Annotated in this window: 28 protein-coding genes and 1 pseudogene; 16 read left to right on the forward strand and 13 right to left on the reverse strand. The window is 66.3% G+C overall.

Annotated elements, in window-relative coordinates:
• Positions 1–43: 43 nt before the first annotated feature.
• Positions 44–418, reverse strand: coding sequence for a glyoxalase superfamily protein (locus ACFWN7_RS10975; RefSeq protein ID WP_376938844.1), 375 nt, complete (start codon positions 416–418; stop codon positions 44–46).
• A gap of 151 nt (positions 419–569) precedes the next feature.
• Here ACFWN7_RS10975 and ACFWN7_RS10980 point away from each other — a divergent pair, with 151 nt between their 5' ends.
• On the forward strand, positions 570–1,145 hold the full coding sequence (locus tag ACFWN7_RS10980) for an HhH-GPD-type base excision DNA repair protein (protein ID WP_376938845.1): 576 nt from the start codon (positions 570–572) through the stop codon (positions 1,143–1,145).
• 140 nt (positions 1,146–1,285) lie between these two features.
• Here the strand turns inward: ACFWN7_RS10980 and ACFWN7_RS10985 are convergent, their stop codons facing one another.
• Positions 1,286–2,083 (reverse strand): alpha/beta fold hydrolase, encoded by a 798-nt coding sequence (locus ACFWN7_RS10985; RefSeq protein ID WP_376938846.1) that lies wholly within the window; start codon positions 2,081–2,083, stop codon positions 1,286–1,288.
• 394 nt (positions 2,084–2,477) lie between these two features.
• Here ACFWN7_RS10985 and nrdH point away from each other — a divergent pair, with 394 nt between their 5' ends.
• From nrdH to ACFWN7_RS11035, 10 genes are all read left to right on the forward strand, one after another.
• On the forward strand, positions 2,478–2,711 hold the full coding sequence (gene nrdH / locus ACFWN7_RS10990; RefSeq protein ID WP_376938847.1) for a glutaredoxin-like protein NrdH: 234 nt from the start codon (positions 2,478–2,480) through the stop codon (positions 2,709–2,711).
• Between the two features lie 95 nt (positions 2,712–2,806).
• A complete protein-coding gene (nrdI, locus tag ACFWN7_RS10995; RefSeq protein WP_376938848.1) occupies positions 2,807–3,259 on the forward strand; it encodes a class Ib ribonucleoside-diphosphate reductase assembly flavoprotein NrdI in 453 nt (150 codons plus the stop codon).
• 5 nt (positions 3,260–3,264) lie between these two features.
• Positions 3,265–5,397, forward strand: coding sequence for a class 1b ribonucleoside-diphosphate reductase subunit alpha (gene nrdE / locus ACFWN7_RS11000; protein WP_376938849.1), 2,133 nt, complete (start codon positions 3,265–3,267; stop codon positions 5,395–5,397).
• Between the two features lie 45 nt (positions 5,398–5,442).
• Positions 5,443–6,465 (forward strand): class 1b ribonucleoside-diphosphate reductase subunit beta, encoded by a 1,023-nt coding sequence (gene nrdF / locus ACFWN7_RS11005; RefSeq protein ID WP_376938850.1) that lies wholly within the window; start codon positions 5,443–5,445, stop codon positions 6,463–6,465.
• A gap of 1 nt (position 6,466) precedes the next feature.
• Positions 6,467–7,606, forward strand: a complete 1,140-nt coding sequence (locus tag ACFWN7_RS11010; RefSeq protein ID WP_376938851.1) for a TIR domain-containing protein — start codon at positions 6,467–6,469, stop codon at positions 7,604–7,606.
• 367 nt (positions 7,607–7,973) lie between these two features.
• Positions 7,974–8,954, forward strand: coding sequence for a MarR family transcriptional regulator (locus ACFWN7_RS11015; RefSeq protein ID WP_376938852.1), 981 nt, complete (start codon positions 7,974–7,976; stop codon positions 8,952–8,954).
• Positions 8,951–9,409 (forward strand): hypothetical protein, encoded by a 459-nt coding sequence (locus ACFWN7_RS11020; RefSeq protein ID WP_376938853.1) that lies wholly within the window; start codon positions 8,951–8,953, stop codon positions 9,407–9,409. Before ACFWN7_RS11015 ends, ACFWN7_RS11020 begins: the two co-directional genes overlap by 4 nt.
• Positions 9,406–9,717 (forward strand): hypothetical protein, encoded by a 312-nt coding sequence (locus ACFWN7_RS11025; RefSeq protein WP_376938854.1) that lies wholly within the window; start codon positions 9,406–9,408, stop codon positions 9,715–9,717. Before ACFWN7_RS11020 ends, ACFWN7_RS11025 begins: the two co-directional genes overlap by 4 nt.
• Before the next feature lie 130 nt (positions 9,718–9,847).
• On the forward strand, positions 9,848–10,453 hold the full coding sequence (locus ACFWN7_RS11030) for a nucleotidyltransferase family protein (RefSeq protein ID WP_376938855.1): 606 nt from the start codon (positions 9,848–9,850) through the stop codon (positions 10,451–10,453).
• A 32-nt stretch (positions 10,454–10,485) separates the two neighbouring features.
• On the forward strand, positions 10,486–10,872 hold the full coding sequence (locus ACFWN7_RS11035; protein ID WP_376938856.1) for a hypothetical protein: 387 nt from the start codon (positions 10,486–10,488) through the stop codon (positions 10,870–10,872).
• 142 nt (positions 10,873–11,014) lie between these two features.
• On the opposite strand, the gene ACFWN7_RS11040 is transcribed toward ACFWN7_RS11035, so the two are convergent.
• Positions 11,015–11,761 (reverse strand): hypothetical protein, encoded by a 747-nt coding sequence (locus tag ACFWN7_RS11040; protein ID WP_376938857.1) that lies wholly within the window; start codon positions 11,759–11,761, stop codon positions 11,015–11,017.
• Positions 11,762–11,800: 39 nt separating this feature from the next.
• Here ACFWN7_RS11040 and ACFWN7_RS11045 point away from each other — a divergent pair, with 39 nt between their 5' ends.
• Entirely contained in the window at positions 11,801–12,067 is a 267-nt protein-coding gene (locus ACFWN7_RS11045) for a hypothetical protein (RefSeq protein WP_376938858.1), read from the forward strand.
• 331 nt (positions 12,068–12,398) lie between these two features.
• On the forward strand, positions 12,399–12,668 hold the full coding sequence (locus ACFWN7_RS11050) for a hypothetical protein (RefSeq protein WP_376938859.1): 270 nt from the start codon (positions 12,399–12,401) through the stop codon (positions 12,666–12,668).
• Between the two features lie 7 nt (positions 12,669–12,675).
• Here ACFWN7_RS11050 and ACFWN7_RS11055 read toward each other — a convergent pair whose 3' ends face one another.
• Together ACFWN7_RS11055 and ACFWN7_RS11060 are read right to left on the reverse strand one after the other, a co-directional pair.
• Positions 12,676–13,083: a VOC family protein gene (locus ACFWN7_RS11055; RefSeq protein ID WP_376938860.1), complete on the reverse strand. Its 408-nt coding sequence runs from the start codon at positions 13,081–13,083 to the stop codon at positions 12,676–12,678.
• A gap of 142 nt (positions 13,084–13,225) precedes the next feature.
• A pseudogene (locus ACFWN7_RS11060) lies at positions 13,226–13,693 on the reverse strand (VOC family protein).
• 102 nt (positions 13,694–13,795) lie between these two features.
• On the opposite strand from ACFWN7_RS11060, the gene ACFWN7_RS11065 reads away from it, so the two are divergent.
• Positions 13,796–14,833 carry a helix-turn-helix transcriptional regulator gene (locus ACFWN7_RS11065; protein WP_376938861.1) on the forward strand — a complete coding sequence of 346 codons (1,038 nt, stop codon included), beginning with the start codon at positions 13,796–13,798 and terminating at the stop codon, positions 14,831–14,833.
• Here the strand turns inward: ACFWN7_RS11065 and ACFWN7_RS11070 are convergent.
• The 5 genes from ACFWN7_RS11070 to ACFWN7_RS11090 form a co-directional block, all read right to left on the reverse strand.
• Entirely contained in the window at positions 14,754–15,716 is a 963-nt protein-coding gene (locus tag ACFWN7_RS11070) for a methyltransferase family protein (RefSeq protein ID WP_376938862.1), read from the reverse strand. The two genes, ACFWN7_RS11065 and ACFWN7_RS11070, sit on opposite strands and share 80 nt — an antisense overlap.
• Before the next feature lie 92 nt (positions 15,717–15,808).
• A complete protein-coding gene (locus tag ACFWN7_RS11075; protein ID WP_376938863.1) occupies positions 15,809–16,174 on the reverse strand; it encodes a CHY zinc finger protein in 366 nt (121 codons plus the stop codon).
• Between the two features lie 38 nt (positions 16,175–16,212).
• Positions 16,213–17,115, reverse strand: coding sequence for an alpha/beta fold hydrolase (locus ACFWN7_RS11080; RefSeq protein ID WP_376938864.1), 903 nt, complete (start codon positions 17,113–17,115; stop codon positions 16,213–16,215).
• A 64-nt stretch (positions 17,116–17,179) separates the two neighbouring features.
• Positions 17,180–17,653, reverse strand: coding sequence for a MarR family winged helix-turn-helix transcriptional regulator (locus ACFWN7_RS11085; protein ID WP_376938865.1), 474 nt, complete (start codon positions 17,651–17,653; stop codon positions 17,180–17,182).
• Entirely contained in the window at positions 17,650–17,886 is a 237-nt protein-coding gene (locus tag ACFWN7_RS11090) for a hypothetical protein (RefSeq protein WP_376938866.1), read from the reverse strand. Before ACFWN7_RS11090 ends, ACFWN7_RS11085 begins: the two co-directional genes overlap by 4 nt.
• Positions 17,887–18,062: 176 nt before the next feature.
• On the opposite strand from ACFWN7_RS11090, the gene ACFWN7_RS11095 reads away from it, so the two are divergent.
• A complete protein-coding gene (locus ACFWN7_RS11095) occupies positions 18,063–18,575 on the forward strand; it encodes a hypothetical protein (RefSeq protein ID WP_376938867.1) in 513 nt (170 codons plus the stop codon).
• A gap of 19 nt (positions 18,576–18,594) precedes the next feature.
• On the opposite strand, the gene ACFWN7_RS11100 is transcribed toward ACFWN7_RS11095, so the two are convergent.
• From ACFWN7_RS11100 to ACFWN7_RS11110, 3 genes are read right to left on the reverse strand one after another with little or no spacing between them, the layout of a single operon-like run.
• Complete coding sequence (locus ACFWN7_RS11100; RefSeq protein ID WP_376938868.1) at positions 18,595–19,674, reverse strand: hydroxyneurosporene dehydrogenase; 1,080 nt, start codon at positions 19,672–19,674, stop codon at positions 18,595–18,597.
• Between the two features lie 19 nt (positions 19,675–19,693).
• Complete coding sequence (locus ACFWN7_RS11105; RefSeq protein ID WP_376938869.1) at positions 19,694–20,083, reverse strand: type II toxin-antitoxin system VapC family toxin; 390 nt, start codon at positions 20,081–20,083, stop codon at positions 19,694–19,696.
• On the reverse strand, positions 20,084–20,308 hold the full coding sequence (locus ACFWN7_RS11110) for a type II toxin-antitoxin system Phd/YefM family antitoxin (protein ID WP_376938870.1): 225 nt from the start codon (positions 20,306–20,308) through the stop codon (positions 20,084–20,086). It abuts the gene before it with no gap.
• A 107-nt stretch (positions 20,309–20,415) separates the two neighbouring features.
• On the opposite strand from ACFWN7_RS11110, the gene ACFWN7_RS11115 reads away from it, so the two are divergent.
• Complete coding sequence (locus ACFWN7_RS11115) at positions 20,416–21,378, forward strand: DUF4862 family protein (protein ID WP_376938871.1); 963 nt, start codon at positions 20,416–20,418, stop codon at positions 21,376–21,378.
• Positions 21,379–21,403 lie beyond the last annotated feature (25 nt).

A 21,403-nucleotide genomic window follows, 5' to 3' on the forward strand; every position in this document is an offset into this window, starting at 1 on the left:
GCGCGCGGCGCGGCGCCCGACACGGCCGCGCCGCGAGACCGGCTCACCCGTACTGCGGGAGCTGCTGCAGGGTCCAGCGATTGCCGTCGGGATCCTCGAGCGTGATGAAGCGGCCCCACGCCTGCTCGTCGACGCCCTGGGCGTCGACGCCCTTCGCGCGAAGGTCGGCGAGCACGGCGTCGGCGTCGTCGATCACGACCTGGATCACGTCGAGCGTGCCGGGTTCGATGGTGCTGCCGAGCCCCTCGCCGATCGCGATGGAGCACGCCGATCCAGGAGGGGTCAGCTGCACGAAGCGCAGGCCCTCGCCGACCCGCTGGTCGTGGTCGGCGTTGAAGCCGAGCTTCTCGACGTAGAACTCCTTCGCGCGGTCGACGTCGGTGACGGGCACGAAGATGAGTTCGATCTTCCAGTCCATGGGTTCGCTCCTCGATTGGCATTCGGAGATGGGTTTCTGACGATCCGGTTCATCGAATCGCCATACCATCAGTCTCGCCAACGAAGCGGTCGGTTTCCGTCCGCATTCCAGAACGGATGTCGCGGTGCGGTGCCGGTGCGAAGATGAATGCATGGCAGTGCACATCACCGGGGAGTCCGCCGCCGACCAGCTCCTGAGCGACGACGCATTCGCGCTGCTCACGGGCATGCTGCTCGACCAGCAGGTGACGATGGAGACCGCGTTCGCCGGTCCCGAGAAGATCCGCGCTCGGGTCGGGTCGATCGCCCCCGCGGCGATCGCCGACTACGACCCCGAGGCGTTCGTGGAGGTGTTCAAGGAGCGCCCGTCCGTGCACCGATTCCCGGGATCGATGGCCGGGCGCGTGCAGGCGCTCGCGGCGGCGGTGCGCGACGACTGGGGCGGCGAGGCATCCGCCATCTGGACGCAGGGCAACCCCTCGGGCGCCGAGGTGCTCGCGCGGCTGAGGGCGCTGCCGGGTTTCGGCGAACAGAAGGCGAAGATCTTCCTCGCTCTGCTCGGCAAGCAGTGCGGACTCGAGGCGCCGGGGTGGCGTGAGGCCGCCGGCCACTACGGCGACGAGGGCTCGTTCGTGTCGGTCGCCGACATCGTCGATCCTGGGTCGCTCGCCAAGGTGCGGGCGTCGAAGCAGGCGGCGAAGGCGGCGGCCAGGGCCGCGAAGGGGTAGTCGTCGTCACAAGCTGCTCATGTGCGCTTCGCGGCTTCGAAAGCGTGTTCGCAGATTGCTCATGTGCATTCCGCCGCACATGCGGCAAGGCTCACATGACCAAACGCGACACGCTCACAGGGCGCGACGAACCGAGACGGTCATCCGACGAGGAACTCGGCGATCGCGAGTGCCATCGACCGCGGCTCCCACCGGTGGTCGGCTGCGGGGAGCGTGCCCTTCCGCGCGTTCGGCAGCGACGCCACGATCGAGTCTGCGGCCGGGCCCATGATGTCGAGCGTCTCCTCGCCGACGAGCACGAGGGTGGGCTGCGTGATGCCGGCCCAGAGTTCGGCCCGCGGCGCGGACTGGGTCCAGGCGAGCGACTCCGAGTCGGGCTCGAGGCTCGGCCCCATCGCCGTCATGATCGGCCAGCCGGGGCTCGCCTTCGAGCCCGCGAGCCACTCGGGCGGCATGTCCTTCATGAAGTACTCGATGGTCGCGTCGCCGTCTCCGGCGGCGACGCGACTGCGCAGGCCGGCGAGGAACTCGGAACCCTCGGTGCCGCCCTCGTCGTCGAGCGGCACCTCCCACAGCACCAGCCTCGAGATCGGCAGTCCGGATGCCGCGGCAGCGAGTGCGATCGAACCGCCCGAGGAGTTGCCGAAGAGTGCGACCGCGTCATCCGCCCCCTCGGTGAGCTCGTCGATGAGCGCCCGAAGGTCGTCGATCGTCTGGGCGAGGGTGATGGGGGCATCCGCTGGGCTCTCGCCTCGTCCGCGACGGTCGTGGTGGACGACCGTGAAGCCGTGCCCCGCGAGCAGGCGGCCCATCTCGACCGTCGCCGGATCGAAACCGCGGAACTGCATCGCGCCGTCGACGAGGATGACGGGCGGCCCGGAACCCTCGCGGTCGAAGGCGATGCGCGTGCCGTCGGCAGCTGTCACGTACTCGGTCATGAGACCCTCTCTTGCGTCGGGCGACAGGCTACGCCGACCCGCCGACGTCCTCCACCGAGCGGATGCCGCGGACGCACGCAGCGGCGCACGTTCGAATGTCGGTAGGTGGTGGCAGGGTTGGAGGCACAACAGGCGACACGCCCGGCATCCGTCCACAGGCGAAGAGATCTCGATCGCACAGGCTGTGGATAACAACGGTGTGATTCGCGAGAATCCGCCGGTCATCGCGGCATACATTCTTCACAGTCGGTGGAAAGAATGGTGGATAACTACACGAATGTAACTACATCATGTTGTGTCGGTTCCGTTCAGCAGCCACTAGATGTAGTATTGAAGGACCGAAGAATGTACGGGGGCGGGCTCCTCCGGAGCTCGAAGAGAACGAGGGGAAACCATGACGGTCACGGTCTACACGAAGCCTTCCTGCGTGCAGTGCAATGCGACGTATCGCGCCCTCGACAGCAAGGGAATCGAGTACGAGGTGCTCGACCTCTCAGTCGACGAGAGTGCCCTCGCGCAGGTCAAAGAGCTCGGCTACCTGCAGGCCCCGGTCGTCATCACCGACGAAGACCACTGGTCGGGCTTCCGTCCCGACAAGATCGACGAACTCGCATCTCGACTCGCTTGATCAGCTGAGGTTCCCTGAGCTTGTCGAAGGGATCCGGCCGCTTCGACTGGCTCAGCGACCGACAGGCTCAGCGAGCGAACGTGAGGGGATGCACCATGACGAATCTCGTCTACTTCTCGAGCGTCTCGGGCAACACCGAGCGCTTCATCGAGAAGCTCTGCCGGCCGGCCACCCGCATCCCCCTGCACGCCCGTGAAGATCCGCTCCGGGTCGACGAGCCCTACGTGCTCGTCGTGCCCACCTACGGTGGCGGCGACGGCAAGGGCGCGGTGCCCAAGCAGGTGATCAGGTTCCTGAACGACCCGCACAACCGTGAGCTCATCCGCGGCGTGATCAGCGCGGGCAACACCAACTTCGGTACGGGCTTCGGCATCGCCGGCGACATCATCGCCGCGAAGACGGGAGTGCCGCACCTCTACCGCTTCGAAGTATTCGGAACCCCCGACGACGTTCGCGCCGTCAACGACGGATTGGATGCATTTTGGTCACAACAGGCACAGCGGTCTCGACCGGCACCGCGGCGAACACAGCAGCACCTGACGGCGTAGCGATCATGGACGCACCGCGCACCAGCGTCGCGATGGACTACCACTCGCTGAACGCGATGCTGAACCTCTACGGCCCGAACGGCGAGATCCAGTTCGACAAAGACCGCGAGGCCGCGCGTGAGTACTTCCTGCAGCACGTCAACCAGAACACCGTCTTCTTCCACTCGCTGAAAGAGCGGCTCGACTACCTCGTCGAGAAGGAGTACTACGAGCCCGCGGTGCTGGCGCAGTACGACTTCGCGTTCATCCAGAAGCTCAACGACCTCGCGTACTCGAAGAAGTTCCGCTTCGAGACCTTCCTCGGCGCGTTCAAGTACTACACGAGCTACACGCTGAAGACCTTCGACGGCAAGCGCTACCTCGAGCGCTTCGAAGACCGCGTCGTGATGACCGCCCTCGGCCTCGCCCAGGGCGACGAGCGGCTCGCCACCGACCTGGTCGAGGAGATCATCGGCGGCCGCTTCCAGCCGGCCACGCCCACGTTCCTCAACACGGGCAAGGCCCAGCGCGGCGAGCTCGTCTCCTGCTTCCTGCTGCGCATCGAAGACAACATGGAGTCGATCTCGCGCGGCATCAACTCTTCGCTGCAGCTGTCGAAGCGTGGCGGCGGCGTGGCACTGCTGCTCAGCAACATCCGTGAGTCCGGCGCGCCGATCAAGCAGATCGAGAACCAGTCCAGCGGCATCATCCCGGTGATGAAGCTCCTCGAAGACAGCTTCAGTTACGCCAACCAGCTCGGCGCGCGCCAGGGCGCCGGCGCGGTGTACCTCAGCGCGCACCACCCCGACATCATGCGGTTCCTCGACACGAAGCGCGAGAACGCCGACGAGAAGATCCGCATCAAGACGCTGTCGCTCGGCGTGGTCGTGCCCGACATCACGTTCGAGCTCGCGAAGAACAACGAGGACATGTACCTCTTCTCGCCGTACGACGTCGAGCGCGTCTACGGCAAGCCGTTCGGCGACGTGCCGATCACCGAGAACTATCGCGCCATGGTCGACGACGCGCGCATCACGAAGACGAAGATCAACGCGCGCGAGTTCTTCCAGACCCTCGCCGAGATCCAGTTCGAGAGCGGATACCCCTACATCGTGTTCGAGGACACGGTGAACAAGGCGAACCCCATCAAGGGGCGCATCAACATGTCGAACCTGTGCAGCGAGATCCTGCAGGTCAACACCCCGACAACCTACAACGAAGACCTCAGCTACGCCGGCATCGGCAAGGACATCAGCTGCAACCTCGGCTCGCTGAACATCGCCCTCACGATGGACGGGCCCGATTTCGGCAAGACCGTCGAGACCGCCATCCGCGGCCTCACCGCGGTGTCGAACATGTCGCACATCTCGTCGGTGCGCTCGATCGAAGACGGCAACGACAAGTCGCACGCGATCGGCCTCGGGCAGATGAACCTGCACGGCTACCTCGCCCGTGAGCGCATCTTCTACGGTTCGGAGGAGGGCATCGACTTCACGAACATCTACTTCTACACGGTGCTGTTCCACGCGCTGCGCGCCTCGAACCGCATCGCGATCGAGCGCGGCGAGGTCTTTGACGGGTTCGCGGACTCCAAGTACGCGTCGGGCGAGTTCTTCGAGAAGTACACGGATGCCGCGTGGGTGCCCGAGACCGCGAAGGTCACGCAGCTCTTCGCCGACGCCGGGGTGCACATCCCGACGCAGGAGGACTGGCGCGAGCTCGCGGCATCCGTCAAGGAGCACGGCATCTACAACCAGAACCTGCAGGCCGTGCCGCCCACCGGGTCGATCTCGTACATCAACAACTCGACGGCGTCGATCCACCCGATCGCGTCGAAAATCGAGATCCGCAAGGAGGGCAAGCTCGGGCGCGTGTACTACCCGGCGGCGTTCATGACGAACGACAACCTCGAGTACTACCAGGACGCCTACGAGATCGGCTACGAGAAGGTCATCGACACCTACGCGGCGGCGACGCAGCACGTCGACCAGGGCCTCTCGCTCACGCTCTTCTTCAAGGACACGGCGACGACCCGCGACATCAACCGCGCGCAGATCTACGCGTGGAAGAAGGGGATCAAGACGATCTACTACATCCGCCTGCGCCAGCTCGCCCTCGAGGGCACAGAGCTGGACATGTGCGTCAGCTGCACACTGTAGTGAATAATTCTCACTTTCGGATGTCTCGAACGAAGGACTAGACGGATGACCCTCACAGACCCCGTGAACTCGGCAAGCAACGACCCGGCACACACTGGCGGAAAGCTCAAGCTCGTGGACCACGTCAACGCGATCAACTGGAACCGCATCCAGGACGACAAGGACCTCGAGGTCTGGAACCGGCTGGTGAACAACTTCTGGCTGCCCGAGAAGGTGCCGCTGTCGAACGACGTGCAGTCGTGGAACACGTTGACGCCCGACGAGCAGACGCTCACGATGCGCGTGTTCACCGGGCTGACGCTGCTCGACACGATCCAGGGCACCGTCGGTGCGGTGTCGCTCATTCCCGACTCGCTCACCCCGCACGAGGAGGCGGTGTACACGAACATCGCGTTCATGGAGTCGGTGCACGCGAAGAGCTACTCGTCGATCTTCTCGACCCTGTGCTCGACGAAGGAGATCGACGACGCGTTCCGTTGGTCGGTCGAGAACGAGAACCTGCAGCGCAAGGCCGCGATCATCATGGAGTACTACCGCGGTGACGAGCCCCTGAAGCGCAAGGTCGCGTCGACCCTGCTCGAGAGCTTCCTGTTCTACTCGGGCTTCTACCTGCCCATGTACTGGTCTTCGCGGGCCAAGCTGACCAACACCGCGGACCTGATCCGGCTCATCATCCGCGACGAGGCCGTGCACGGGTACTACATCGGCTACAAATTCCAGAAGGGGCTCGAACTGGTCGACCAGGCCAAGCGCGACGACCTGAAGGACTACACGTTCTCGCTGCTGTACGAGCTCTACGACAACGAGGTGCAGTACACGCAAGACCTCTACGACGGCGTCGGCCTCACCGAGGACGTCAAGAAGTTCCTGCACTACAACGCGAACAAGGCCCTCATGAACCTCGGCTACGAGCCGATGTTCCCGAAGACCGTCACCGACGTGAACCCGGCGATCCTCTCGGCTCTCTCGCCCAACGCGGATGAGAACCACGACTTCTTCTCGGGGTCTGGGTCGTCGTATGTCATCGGCAAGGCGGTCGTCACTGAGGATGAGGACTGGGACTTCTAGCGTGTCAGCGATCGATGGATTCTGGTCTTATGTCCATGCCGACGACGACGCCGAGTCCGGTCGAATCTCCCAGCTAGCCAGGGATGTGGCGGCCCAATTCGAAATGCTAACCGGTGAGTCGATCAATCTCTTCCTTGACCGGGACCAGCTCGTTTGGGGTGATGACTGGCGACCCAAGATCGATGCGAGTTTGTCATCGATCGCATTCTTCGTGCCGATCATCTCGCCGCGATATTTCAAGAGCAAGGAGTGCAGACGTGAGCTCAACTTCTTCGCTAGGCAAGCTGAGAGGCTCGGGTTCAAGGAACTTGTGCTACCCGTTTTGTGGGTCGATTTTGCGGGTCTGCACGAAGAATCACCGGCCGACGAATTGCTTACCCTCGTTGGTCGATTCCAGTGGTCGGACTGGACAGCGCTGAAGTTCGCTGAGCTTGGCACGGGGGAGTACCGGAGGGCAGTGGCACAGTTGGCGGAACGTCTGGTTCATGCCAACTCTGCCGCTGAAGCATCCACGGCGAAGCTCGATATCGATGCCGTGGAAACGGAGTCCGAAGATGAGCCGGGCACTCTTGACAAGCTCGGCGTCATGGAGGAGTCCCTTCCGCAGATGACAGGCATCCTTACGCAGGTCGGTGCCGCCATCGAGGATATTGGACGCGCCATGCAGAGCGCGACGAGTGAAATCCACGCCAACCAGAATCCGAGTTCCGCACTCGCGAATCGATTGCGCGTGGCTCGAAATCTCGCGGGAGAACTGTCCACTCGTGTGGATTCCGTGCGGGCGCTCGGAAGCGAGTTTGCGACCTCGCTGAATGATGTTGACGAGGGTGTTCGAATCATCATTGCGCGCGCGCCGGAAGAATCCGTGCGCGACCCTGAAGCACGTGCGAACTTCGAGGGCTTCTTTGCGGCAATCCGGGCCATGGTCGTACAGGCGGAATTAGGCCTCGGCGCAGTGGCACAAATGATCGCCCAGATCGAACCGATTGAGAAGATGTCCCGCGACCTTCGGAAGCCGCTTCGGATTCTGCGAGAAGGCCTGACATTGTTCGTCGACGGGCTGACGGTGATGCGAGGCTGGCTGACACTGATTGACGAGGTCGAACCGAAACTTGACCGCCTCGAAGTTGCACGGCCTTAGCGGTTTGGCTCCGGGTCGCCAGTCATCCCTCTTAGTGACGGCGAGGCCGGTGAGCAGGCGGGCTTCGTCGAGTACGACGCGTACTCGGTTGTTGCGGAGGGACGATGCGGGGCGCACTCGTTCTCTGTGCCATCCGATGCGAGCAGAGCAGCGAGCCGATATCGGAGCGCCGCCTGAACGGTCCTAGCCGGCCGGTTCTGGGTCTATAGCGAAGCCGAGTAGGCAGCAGCCGCCTCCCCGACGATCCGTCCGAAGGCGAGCATCTCGATGGGCGAATTGCCGCCAGAAGTTGACATATAAGTTTCCATGAAAGATGCTGCCATAAGTTATTCTAAGAAATGCAGGAGAACTTATGAGGGGGCCGCGGATGGATCGGGTGACCGCCGATCGGGCGATCGACCTGCTCGTGGCATCGGGTGTCGACACCGACGTGCAAGGCGCCTCCAGGGTCGACCTACTCCTGCACGAACGACGTCCGGTCGAGATGAAGGTTCGTCAAACAGCGGTGACACCGTCGCAGATCACTCGCGACATCGATCACGCGGGTGGCGGCCAACTGCTCTATGTGGTGGCACGCCTGACTTCCACGATGAGAAGCGCTGCTGCCGAGCGGGGTCTCACCGTTGTCGCAGTCGATGATCGAGTCGTCCTTATCGACGGTCAGGAATTTCGGCCGCTGGCGGCGGCAGCGACCGTGCCGGCGCTTCCGAAGTCTTCTCGCCGCGCGCCGTGGGGTAGGTTCGCACTCCTACGAGTGCTGTGCCGCATCCGTGAACCGCGGACGCAAGCGCAGCTGGCTGACGAAGTCGGGATCACTCAGGCGGCCGTGTCGCAGACTCTGTCGAAGCTGAACGACCTCGTGACGAGAGAATCTTCCGGATGGGCGGCCGTGAAAGCACGGCCGGTAGCCGAGAGGTTCCTGGCTGAGTACCCCGGCGCAGGCGGGATCGGGATCAACTGGTTCGCTCTGGACTCGGTCAACGCCCAAGCGGAGAAGGCACTGAGCTCGGGCCTCGAGAAGGACGCGCTGCTGTCGGGTGATGTCGGCGCCGACTGGATCGCACCGTGGCGCGTTCCCCACAAGGCGATCGTCTACGCCGCTGCAGGGATCGACCTGGCCGAGGCGGGCTTCGCGCAGACGACGGTTGAACGGGGGACCCTCGAGCTGCGGGTACCGGCGGACCCGACCCTGTGGTCGACGGCCGCCGCATATGCCGGCAGCGAACGCCCGTCAACGGCCGACCCGTTGATCGTGGCGCACGACATTCTGCGCACCGGTGGTGCCGACGCCGACGAAGCCGTCGAGAAGGTCGTGGAACAACTGACACGCGAGTGGGCTGCCCGGTGATCCGCCGTCGCGCGGTCACGGTGTCGACGTCGAACGCCGACGACGCCGCATACCGTGCACTCCGCGATGTCGCAATTGCGACCGAGGACATCCCTGACGCCCGTGTGGTCGGGGGCCAGATGGTCGGTCTCCTGGTCACTGCCTTTCCGACCGGACCCGCGATCATCCGCAGGACCGCGGACGCTGATGCGGCCGTCTCCACTCAAGTGGCCGCGTCCGGGGCGCTGCATACCGCATTCATCGCCGCCGGATACCAACCGAAACGCGGGAGCCGTTACGAGTCTGAAGACGGCCGCGCGATTGACGTGCTCGTACCGAGCGACAACCGGTTCCGCCAGGTCGAGCTCGGAGGGCGCGGATTCGACGCGGTGCCCGGTCTGCGACTGATTTTTGCCGCAGATCCGATCCTCATCGATCTCGATGTGACACTCAGGATGACACGCGGTTGCACTTGACCGTCAAGCTGCCGGCTGTCGAGCACGCCCTCATCCTGAAAGCGCTGAGCTACGGCTCGCGCCACTCGTCCAAGGACCTCGTCGACATTCACAACCTTCTGCAGGTTGCTTACGGGCATGGGGTCGATGAGATCGGAGGGTGGGGCATCGGTGAGCCTCAACGGTCGGGATTGAGAGGCGACGCCCAGTGCGAGTTGCATCGACTCGCAGCAACCGCAGTTCGAAATCCGACGCTGAACACGGCCGGCGTCCGACCGGAGGTACTGGCGGCGTTGATCCGTGCGAAGGTCGGGGAACCGCGCAACTGACGTCCGCCACGCCCCGTCCCGGCAGACACCACGTGGCATCCGCCCGTCAGAATTCGCTGGGAAACTGATTCCTGATGGAATCACGTGTATCCCAACGGTGTCGATTTCACAGCAATCGTGGAGGTTTGCGATGGAACTCAACATGCCGCTGGCGAGCATGTTCGGCCGAGTGGACGGGGCCGTCCTCACGGTACTCTCGCGAGGGTCCGCCTCACTCAACGGTCGGCAGATCGAACGGGTTCTCGGGGGCTCGGTCAGCATCAAAGGCGTGCAGGGTGGGCTCGCGCGGTTGGTGAGAACGGGGCTGGTGCTCGCCGTCCATCGTCAAGCGGAGACCCTGTACCGGGTGAACCGAGACCATCTCCTCTGGCCGGCGGTCGTGGCTGCTGCCGACTCCCTGCCCGAACTCCGTCGCCGCATCCGCGACCTCGCACATCGTTCGGCACCAGCCGGAGCATCCGTCGTGCTCTATGGCTCCGTCGAACGCGGCGAGTCTACGCTCGAGTCCGACGTCGATCTCCTGGTGGTCCTTCCCGATGGCGCGTCGGGGGATGCCGGCGATGACTTCGTCGATGAGTTGGCGCGGAATGTCGAGCTCTGGAGTGGCAACTCGGCGCAGGTCATCCAGATCAGGGAGGGCGCGCTTCGAGAATCGGCTCGCCGCGACGATCCGCTGGTGGATCTTTGGATGCACGCGAGCGAGGTCCTCGTTGGACAACTGCCGGAGGTGGTGTAACCATGCCGAGACGGATCGGGAAGCGGCATCCGATGGGTGCCGCAGCAATCGCGGCCCGCCTCGCAGATGCTCGGAAGTTCCTCGACGCCGCAGACCTCTACATCGGCGAGGAGGATGTCGCCTCCTGGAAGGTCGCCGGATCGAATGCCGTGAATGCGGGCATCGCGGCGTCGGATGTGATCTGCGGCGTTGTCCTCGGTGAATGCCCGAGGAGCGGCAACCACGAAGATGCGCTCATCGTGCTCTGGGAGGCGACCCAGCCTGATCCGGCCCCGAGAAAGCACCTACGAGCGCTACTCTCCGACAAGAGCGACTACCAGTACGGCACAAGCGGTGTACGACAGCAGGCGGCTGCGGCACTCGTCGAGCACGCGCGGAATCTCGCGGCGGAATCATCCCGCCGGTCGGAGGAGCGCTGAGGACTTGTACATGAACTCGATGCCGATGCCGATGCTGATGTCGTTGCCGATGCTGATGTCGTTGTCGTTGTCGTCATCGACGAAGGATGCGTACGGCTCGGCCAGGGCCGGTCGCGTTGATGACCCTCCAACGCGGCCTGCGTCAGAGCCCCCAGTAGTAGGCGGCGGCCGACCCGTTCGCGTTGTTCGCGACGGCCTTGACGGTGATGAGGGAGATCGGCCCGGGCCCGACAGGGCACGTCCTCGGGATGCTGACCGAGCCCGATGTTCCGCCGCCCGACACGAGCAGCATGAAGCCGCCGGTCGCCTGGTAGTCGCCGTCGGTGTAGGCGTAGTAGATGTCGACGGTATTGCCCTCGCGAGCTTCCCAGGCGAAATCGCGCGTGACGACCTGGCCCGACGGGTACTCGCCGCAACTCGCGTACTCGCCCGGCCACATCCCGATGATCCCGGGATCAGGAAACTGCCCGATCGAGCCGCTGCCGTTCGATGGGTCTTCGCCAGGTGCGTCGCCACCGCTCGAACCAACTGAATCGGATGCCTCCTCCGCTCCCTGCTTCGCGGCGGCCGCGTCCGCCGCCGCCTTGCCGGCCTCTTGCGCAGCGACGACGGCGTCCGCGGCGGTCTTCACCCGGGCCAGTGCTGCCTTCACGTCGTCGGCGGTTCCGAGATCGACGACGGCTTGGGCGAGCGAGTCTCTGGATGCGCCGGCGAGCGGGCTCGCGCTGATGAGCGCGTCAGCCTGCGCTTCGGCGCTCGCGACGAGTTGCTCGAAGGCTTCGGTGACGGCAGCGACCGCCGCCGACACCTCCTCGAGCTTGCCGTCCGCGACGGCGAAAGCGAGCTTGACGCGCGCGGCTTCGAACGCCGCGGCGGCGTCCGGATGCACGCTGCAGCGAGTGAGGCGGTGAGCCCGTCGAATTCTGCGTTGAATCGGGACGCGGCGTCCTTCGCCCCGGCGAGCGCCTCCGCAGCCTCCGCCGCGGCCTTCTGCTCGGCGGCTTCCTCCTTCGCCGCGATCTCGAGGGTCAGTCGCCGGTTGCGCTCGTCGACGGCGGCCGCGGCCACCGGGATCGAGACGGCGCCGAGCACGATGGCCGCACCGGCGGCGACGGCCGCAACCTTCGCCCACATCGGAAACGCCCTGAACCGACCGACGATCTTCACAGCGGACGCCCTCATCGTCGACTCCTGACCCATGGCGTCAAGCTTTCCACGCTCACGACGTCGGGCATGACGCGGCAGGAGGTGCCGCCCCTCGAACACGTGGGTGGTCGGTATCGACCCGGGCTTGCTTCCCGGCAGGTGCGAGATGTCCGGCCAGGCACCGCCGTTGGCCTGCTGCGCACGACCTGTGGAGAGTTGACACTGACTGCACGAGCGTCAACAATATGATGACAATGGATCGCGGAGAGCGCTCGAAAACACGGCATCGCGGATGCTGACGTCCGGCACGCCTTCGAGAATGCGCTCCGGTATGCCGAGATCGAGTACGACCCAAGTTCTTCGACGCATTGAGGTGAGCCATGAAGACGACGAACCCGAACGACGTCGAGAAATGGCTCGATGAGCTCAACTCCGCTGACATCGAGTGGAAGGACGGAGCGCACCTTCGCGAAGTCGTCGCAGCACGCGTTGCGCTCGACGACGCAGAGCGTGCCTTGCGTTCGGCTATCCGCAAGGCCCATGACAATGGCAACTCGTGGGCGGCCATTGGCATGATGCTCGGAATCTCGCGCCAAGCGGCGCATCGAAAGTACGCTGAACCGAGCGGCGGCGACGCAACCGACGGGTAGGCCCGAGTCAGCCCGCGACGACTTCCCGCGGCGGGTTGTGCATGAACTCGATGCGGATGCCGTTGTCGTCTTCGACGAAGGACGCGTAGTAGCGGTCGTTGAACCGCGGGTACGGCTTCGGCTCGCGCACGGCGGTCCAGTCCGCGTCGAGCGCGATCGCGTGCAGGCGATCGACCTCGGCGCGCGAGTCGACGGCGAAGGCGAGGTGCTGCCATCCAACGCGGCCGTGCCGGTGCGGTCCGCCATTGGTTTCGCGAGCGGGGAAGAGGATCAGCTCCTCCTCGCCCTTGTGCCACGACACTCCGTTGTCGGCATCCTGTCGCGTGCAGCCGAGCGCCTGCATCACCGGATCGAACTGAGCGATCGATCGGGGTAGATCATGGACGGAGATGCCGAGATGGTCGAAGAGAGGCATCCGATAATCCTATGCGGGGGAGTTGCGCGGCGGCGTCAAGCAAGCCACCCGCACCCGTCGGGCATGACGCGACAGGGGGAGCCCGGGCTCTCGAGCAGGCGGCGCGGTGACCCTCGGGGGTCGACCGCGCCGCAGCTTCGGACTATTCCGCGTCGTATGGCGCGGCGACGTCGATGACCCAGGTGACGCCGAAGGCGTCGGTGAGCATGCCGAAGCCGGGGCTTCACGCCGAGGCGGCGAGGGGCTCGATGATTATGGCGCCGCCCGAGAGCTTGTTCCAGTAGCCCTGGACCTCTTCGAGGGATTCGCCGCGCAGCGAGACGAAGAACGGCCGATCGGTGATGGTGGCGCCGTTCTGGCGGTGCGTGGAACCCGCTTGGCCCGCCGATCCTCCCGACTGGCCGGGGATGTCGTACGCCATCACTCGAAAACCGTCGTCGGTCTCGACCTGACCGAAGACGACATTGTCGGCGCCGGGCAGGTCCTTCGGCATGCCGAAGTCGCCGTAGGTCGCGATCATGATCTGGCCACCGAAGACGGATCGGTAGAACTCCAGTGCAGCGCGGGCGTCGCCGCGGAAGTTGAGGTGGGTGGTCGTCGCGATGCTCATGTCTGCTCCTCGTGAGATGGCCGCCAGGGCGTTTCCCTGGCAACTCCTACGTTCGCAGCCGTATAGGACAGATTCAGTCCTAGACTGGCCTAGGCTTGAGAAATGACCACGCCCACCTCGCGGCTGCTCGATCTGCTGTCGTTGCTGCAGGCCCGGCGTGATTGGCCGGGCGCGGTCCTCGCCGAACGGCTGAGCGTCAGCCATCGAACCGTACGCCGCGATGTCGATCGCCTGCGGGCCATGGGGTACCACATCCACGCCACGATGGGGCCCGACGGCGGGTATCGCCTCGAGGCGGGGAGCGAACTGCCACCGCTGCTGTTCGACGACGAGCAGGTCATTGCGCTGGCCGTAGCCCTCCAGGCGGCAACCGTCACCGGCGCCGGGATCGAGGAAGCAGCCATGCGCGCGCTGACCACGGTGCGGCAGGTGATGCCGTCTCGTCTGCGCCATCGTCTCGACGCCCTCGCGTTCACGGCGATCCCCGGTCGGCCGGGCGACGCGGCATCCGCCTCGATCTCCCCGGATGTCCTCATCGCGTTGTCGGCCGCGGCCAGGACTCACGAGGTGCTGCGTTTCGACTACGCGAGCCGACGCCCCGGCGACGAGGCCCGATCCGCACCGCCGCGCAGAGTGGAGCCGCACCACCTCGTCACGTCTCGCGGCCGCTGGTACCTGGTCGCGTGGGACCTCGAGCACGACGATTGGCGGATCTTCCGCGCCGATCGCGTCGCTCCGCGCACCCCCTCTGGGCCACGTTTCGCACCCCGAGAGGTTCCGGGTGGCGATGTCGCCGCATTCGTGTCCGCCCGGTTCAAGGGCTCCGAGCAGAACAACCAGTGGCCCTGCAACGGGAAGGTCGTCCTTCACCGGCCGGCCCGCGAAGTGCTGCCGTTCGCCGGCGACGGCATCGTCGAAGACCTCGGCCCCGAGCGGTGCAGCCTCGAGGTCGGATCGTGGTCATGGGTCGCCCTCGCTGCGTCACTCAATCGCTTCGACGCCGAGATCGATGTCGTCGGGCCGACCGAGCTCACCGAGGCATTCGGCCGGCTCGCGGCCCTCAACGCCTCGACAGCGGCTCGCGGGCGGGGGCCGCAAGCGAGCGATTGCGACCGCGGTCGCCGGCTGACGCGCCGGTGAAGCGCGGCCACCAGCACCGAACCGATGCCCGGTACCGCCGGAACTCGTCGCCGAAGCGCGCCTCGAGGTCGGCCTCCTCGAGCGGTCGCACCACGAAGTTCCACAGGAGCGAGCCGGCGATCGCGTACGCGACGACGAGCCACGAAGAGAGGATGAGGCCGACGGCGAACCCTTGCGTGATCCCTGCAATCGCCATCGGGTTGCGGACGAACCGGTACGGGCCGGCGACGACGAGCCGATTCGGCATCGCCGTCGGCAGTGGCGTGCCCGCGCCCTTCGACGACATCGAGGCGGCCGACCAGAGACCGAGAGCGCTGGCGGCGAGAAGCAGGACGAGGCCGGCCGCGGCGGCGAACGGCGGGAACGGCGCCGCCAGCGCCCATCGTTGCTCGAAGAAGGTCAGTGCGAGCGGGAGCACGCCGAGGAAGAGGCCCCAGAAGATCACGATCTGCACCGCAGTGGCTGCCAGATGCGCGGATGTCGCGGCCCTCGCGTCGGCGACGCGGAACGCGAACGGGCGGCGCGCGGCGATCCACTCGGTCGGCGCCCGTCCGATCACCATGAGGCTCAGTGCGACCGACGATCCGACCGCCGCCGCGACCATGAGCAGCACACCCCAGCCCGCTTCGGAGGTCAACGTGGCGAAGATCGCCAACCCGACGGTGACGAAGATCGTCCAGGCGGTGGCGGCGACGGCCGCGATGCGCCATCCGAGAGCCGCCAACGCAGACATGCCCACGAAGAGCGGGATGTCGAGGATGGCGACGGCCATGGGATCGAGGCTCCCGAGAGTCGCCTCGCGCACGAAGGGCGAGGCGAACACCGCGACCCACCAGGCGCTTCCGGCGATCGCCTGCACGGCGAAGTACAGGCGACCCCACATGTGCGCACCATAACACCCGGCGGCGAGGCGGCGCGGCGGCCCGTCCTGAGTCAGCTGCAGCGCCCCGTCGGCTGTCCCACGGCTGCGCGCGCTCAGCCCTCATCCTCGAAGTAGAAGTGGGTGTGCAGACGGCAGCGCTCGTTGAATGCCGCCCCGCACTCCGGGCACTCCGTGGTGGCGAGGTACGCCGCGATCGTGAGCTCGGCGTCGCATGCGCCACAGAGCACGGCCTCACGGTCGCGCTCTGCGACGGGCCACTGTTCGGCGGGGTGGTCGGCAGTGTCGGCGTGGCACCGGTGGCACGGATAGTACTCGCCGCAGCACGCGAAGCGGATCGCCACGATGTCGACCTCGGTCCGGTAGTGCACGCAACGCGTCATCTCATCGACGACGAGACCGTGCACGTGCGGCCGGCCCGCCTCGCGCGATCGCGCTGAAGTCGGCGTGGCCTCGGGCATGTCATCCATCATCGCAGCGGATGCCGCCGCAACCGCCCTCAGCCGGCTTCGCGAAGCCAGTTCACGACGTAGGCCGGCGCAGTGTCGGCGGCCTCGAGAACGAACGCGACGTGCGATCCGTCCATCCAGTAGAGCTCGGATCCGGCGATGTGCGCGTGGGCGTACTCGGCACTGGCCGGCGGCACCGCCTTGTCCGAGCGCGCGTGCACGATCAGCGTCTGGCACGTGATGCGCTCCAGCGGCGCGGGAGTGAAGACGGTGAAGTCGTTCTTCACGCCAGCGCGACGTCGCGCAGCGCCGAGCACGGCGCGCAGCGTCGCCTCGAGCGTCGACGTGCGGCCCGGGATCGCCGCGAGCTTCGTGGCGCGATCGGACGCGACCGCTCGAGAGTCGCTGCCGAGGGCCCGGAAGAGGGCCGTGAGGGTCGGTCTCGTCGCATGGCGGAGGAGCCAGAGCTGCGCCCGCGCGAGGCTGTCCCGTGCGGCGATGCTCGTCGACACCCTGGGAATCGGGCCAGGGATGCAGACGCCGTCGACCTGGACGAGCTTGCTGACACGGTCGGGATGTCTCGCAGCGAGCTCGTAACCCGCGGGTCCGCCGCCGGAGGCGGCGAACACCGGGATGCGGTCGATGCCGAGCACGTCGAGCAGAGCCGCGAGGGCATCGCCTTGCTGTGCGAAGGTTCGTCCAGTCGCCAGCGGCGTTCCCAGATACCCGGGCCGGCTCGGAGCGATGATCCTGAACCCGTTCACCCGCAGGAACTCCGCCCCCACGAGGCCTTGATCCCAGCCGCCGAGGGTGCCGTGGACAGCGAGGACCGGGTCGCCGTCTCCGCGCTCGGCGTACTCGACGGGCCCGAACGCCGTCGAGACGGTTCGCGGGGTCTCGTCGAGGCAATCTCGGAGGTCTTCCGGCGAGGGCGATCTCGGCGTGCCGGCCATGGTCAACTCTCCCAGACGGAGACCCCGACCGGCCAGCCAGCCCGGGGCGCGACCTGTTCGACGCTCAACTCGCGCCCGGATGCGCGGCGTCGATCAGCCGATGCAACGCGTCGCGTGTACGCTCGAGCTCGTCGATCGGGAGGCCGAGCCGTTCGATGATCCGCTTCGGCACCGAGAGGCATTCGGCGCGAAGCGCCCGCCCGGGCTCGGTGAGCTGGATCGACAGCGCCCGCTCGTCCGTCGTGCTGCGCGCCCGGGTGACGAGGCCCGAGGACTCCAGGCGCTTCACGATCGGGGTGAGTGTTGCGGATTCGAGCATCAGGTCGGCGCCGAGCCCACCGAGGGTGCGCGGGCTCTGCTCCCAGAGGGCGAGCATGACGAGGTACTGCGGATGCGTCAGGCCGAGCGGTTCGAGCACGGGGCGGTAGAGGGCGATCACGCTGCGGGATGCCACGGCGAGCGCGAAGCACACCTGCTGGTCGAGTCGCAGCAGGTCGTCGCCGGGCATGACCCGCGATCCGACGGCGGTCTCGCTCATCGGCCGGGGCAGATCACGTGGGTGGGCGTATTGGCGTCGCCTCGCTGCACGATGTGGTCGGCCATCGGTTCGCGGCAGATCGGGCAAGCGGGATCGGCGGGCGGCACGTACGGCGCTTCGGTCTTGCCGTACCCGATGCCGACCTGCGCGGGGCCCGCGATCGGATAGATGATGCGGTTCACGCGGTTCCAGAATCCCGGGCGACCGACGAACGGATTCATTTCATTGGGCACGAATAGTTAGTGTACTACATGTTTCGGCCTGCCATCCACCCGAGCCGAACGGAATCGCAGGAGGAATCCACGCGATCAGCTGATCTCCAGCGCGAGAATGGGGAGACATCGTCGGGCAGCACCGGCGATGAGGTACCTGACGCTCCTGATACGAACGATCGCGAAACGAGCCGAGCATGGTCTTCTCACTTTCCGCCGTCCTCGCCAGCAGCGTGGTTGCGGCGCTTCTCACCGCGACCATCAACATCCTCTTGGCTCGCAACAAGACCAAGCAGGAGGAACGTGCGCGCGTCCGCACGGTGCTGGCCGAGGCATTTGCGGCGTACGCCCAGTACCGCCAGTATCCCTCCGCCATCCGACGACGGAACAGCGAGAAGCCGGCCGAAGAACGTGTGCGTATCGCCGAGCTCATCCGCGCCACGCAGGAGCGCATCAACTTCTATGTGGCCTGGACTGCGGCGGAGTCCGAATCCCTCGGGGCCGCGTACGCAGAACTCATCACGCAGGCGCGGCGGGTTGCCGGCACGGCGATGACGGAGGCGTGGCGCAGTCCTGCCATCGAGAGCGACGCGGAGATGGTGATCCCCACGTCGGTTCTCGACCTCGCAGAGCTCAGGCCGGCCGAGACCGAGTATGCACGCGCGGTGGCGCAGCATCTGGCAGGTATGACCCGCTGGTACAAGCTCTGATCGGCCGCGATGCCTACCATCACCGCGCGTGCCCGAAGTACATCAGCTCCCAGATGGCGTCGTCGGAGAACTCCTCGACCTGCTCGCCCGAGCGGAATACCGTCACGGTCATCGGTCCGGCGAAGCGCAGGTAGGCACCGTCGAACCGAGCCAGCCGCGCGATCAGGCGCTTCAACGGTGGCAACTCGTCGACCATGAGAGCCCGGGTCAGGTCGCGCTCCCGGATGAAGGTGACCACGACCTCCTCGTCCCCGCGCGGGTAACGGTAGCGAACGACGGATGCCACGGGCTTGCCGGTGACGTCGTCGGTGTACACGCCCTCGGTCTCGAACCGCACGAGCGACGCGTCATCCGCCACGATCTCACCGTCGCGGGCCAGCATGAACACCGGGATCGTCTGGTGGCCGAACTTCTCGACGGCTGTGATGTACGACGCGATGACGCTGTACGGGCCGGCCTGGCCGCGCGCCCAGTACCAGTCGTGGATGATCTTCACGAGGCTGACGTTGCCCCAGTTGTGGTCGTGATAGCCGACCCCGGTGAACTGCGTCGTGACGCCGTCGACGGTGTGGCTGCCGGTTACGGTGCCCTGCGGCACGGCGGGGAGCCATGCGAACTCGAGTTCGCGGTTCGCGCCGAAGAGCATGTGCCCCGTCGCCGGCCGCCATGGTCGGATCTGGCCGGTAAGTGTCACGTCGACCGACACCTCCTCGGCGCTCGCCGTGATGCGGTACGTGTGCAGGTCACCCTCGAAGCGGTTGCCGGCGAGCCGCACGTCGGCCCGGTCGGTCGCTGCGGTCCAGTCGGAGGCCGACAGGTTCAGCACCTTCTCGAACGAGCGGCCGTCGGGCAGGTCGAGGCTCAGCCGCAGCACCGGCGACAGGGGCTGGTTCGGGTTCACGATGTCCTTGTTCTGGAACACCACCACGAGCTTCGCTCCGTCGTCGAGGTGCGCGTCGAAGTACCACCACTCGTAGGTGCCCGGCCGGTTGTCGGTACGGGCGCCGTCCTCCCACTGCGCGATGGTGGTCGGGTCGAGCTTGAAGCGCGCGTAGTCAGTCGACGAAGCAGCAGCGGATGCCGCGTTGCCATCGGTCATCTGTGGACCTCCTTGCTCCTCACCAGAGCGTTCGCACGGCCTTCATGGCGCCGAACACGGGATCGATCGTGACGAGTGTCGCGTTCTCGAGCACAGCCTGGGCGGCGAGCATCCGGTCGAACGGATCTCGATGGTTCCAGTCGAGCGTGCCGGCGAAGAGCGCATGTTCCTGGTGCATCGGCAGCGCGGTGGCGCCGAGCTGGCCCACGAGTCGGGTGTAGTTCTTCACGAGCGGCACGGCGTGCGGCAGCCTGCCGATGCGCACCTTCGTGCCGATCTCCCACGCCGACGCGGCCGACACGACGAGCTCATTTGCCCGGTCGGCGATGTGCCTGCGCGCGCTCGTGCTCAGCCGATCGGGGACGGCGAGTGCCCACAAGAGTGCGTGAGTGTCGAGAAGGAGTCGCATTCAGCGCTCCCACGCGGCGAGCTCTGCTTCAGGGAGTTCCTCGAAGAAGGAGTCGGGGATCGACATCGACAGGATGCCGAGTTCGCGTGGTGCCGGGCTCGCGATGGGCTCGAGCCGGGCGATCGGTCGGCCGTTGCGAGCGATCACCACCTCGTCGCCGCGCTCGACCGCGGCGAGCAGCTTGGAAAGCTGAGCCTTCGCGTCTTGCACGTTGACCTGAACCATGCACGTCATGGTACCACTGGCCAGACCAGCCTAGCCAGACCAGATAGCCTATCCGGACTTCTTCTCGGCAGCCTTCTAAGGTGGTGTCAGACCGTCTAGGAGGACCCGTGCACGACTCGAACCCTCGCCGCTACGTCGTGGGGGCGTATGCGGCATCCCCTGCTCACCGGCAGTGGAACCCCGAGCTCGAGGCGGCCTTCCTCGGCGCGCTCGGCGGGATGCCGCGGGTGGGCGCGCTCGAGCTTCCGTGGCTCGGCAGGCTGCACCCGCATGACGACGTCTGGCTGCTGCAGAACCTGCCGTCGTCGCTCGGCGCGGTCATGACCGACATCGGGCACACCGTCGGGCGCACCTCCGAGGCGCCCGCATTCGGACTGGCCTCCCGCGACGACGACGCACGAGCCGAGGCGATCGCCACGCTCGAGCGACTCCGCGGCGACGTGCACCGCCTGAACGACCACTCCGCGCGCCGGGTGGTCGAGGTCGTCGAGCTTCACTCGGCGCCCAGGGCGCGGTTCGGAAGCGCCGCCGCGCTCGCGGCATCCCTTGAAGAGGCGTCGCGGTGGGACTGGGACGGGGCGGCGCTCGTCGTCGAGCACTGCGACGCCGAGGTGCCGGGGCACGAGCCCGAGAAGGGCTACCTGCCGCTGGAGGACGAGATCGGCGCCGTCCGGGCGGCCGGTGCGCCGGTCGGCATCGCGATCAACTGGGGGCGTTCCGCGATCGAACTGCGAGACGGCGACCGGGTGACCGAGCACATCCGACTCGCTGCCTCGGAGGGACTGCTTCGCGGACTGATGTTCTCGGGCGCGTCGGGCGAAGAGGGCGCGTTCGGGCGGCCGTGGCTGGATGCGCACCATCCGTTCGCGAGGTCGGGTCCTCACCCGTTCGGAGACCCGGTGTCGCTGCTCACCGAGCAGCGGGTCGCGGACGCGTTACGCGCGGCCGGTGCCGTCGACTGGCTCGGCGTCAAGGTCGGATGGGCCGGCGACGACGGTACGGTGTCCGACCGGGTCACCATGATCGCCCAGGCGCTCGACGCGCTCGACCGCCAGGCGGCTGCCGCCTGAATACCGTCCGGAGGTCTTGCACCCC

It is taken from the genome of Agromyces sp. NPDC058484 (assembly GCF_042720415.1).
GTDB lineage: Bacteria > Actinomycetota > Actinomycetes > Actinomycetales > Microbacteriaceae > Agromyces.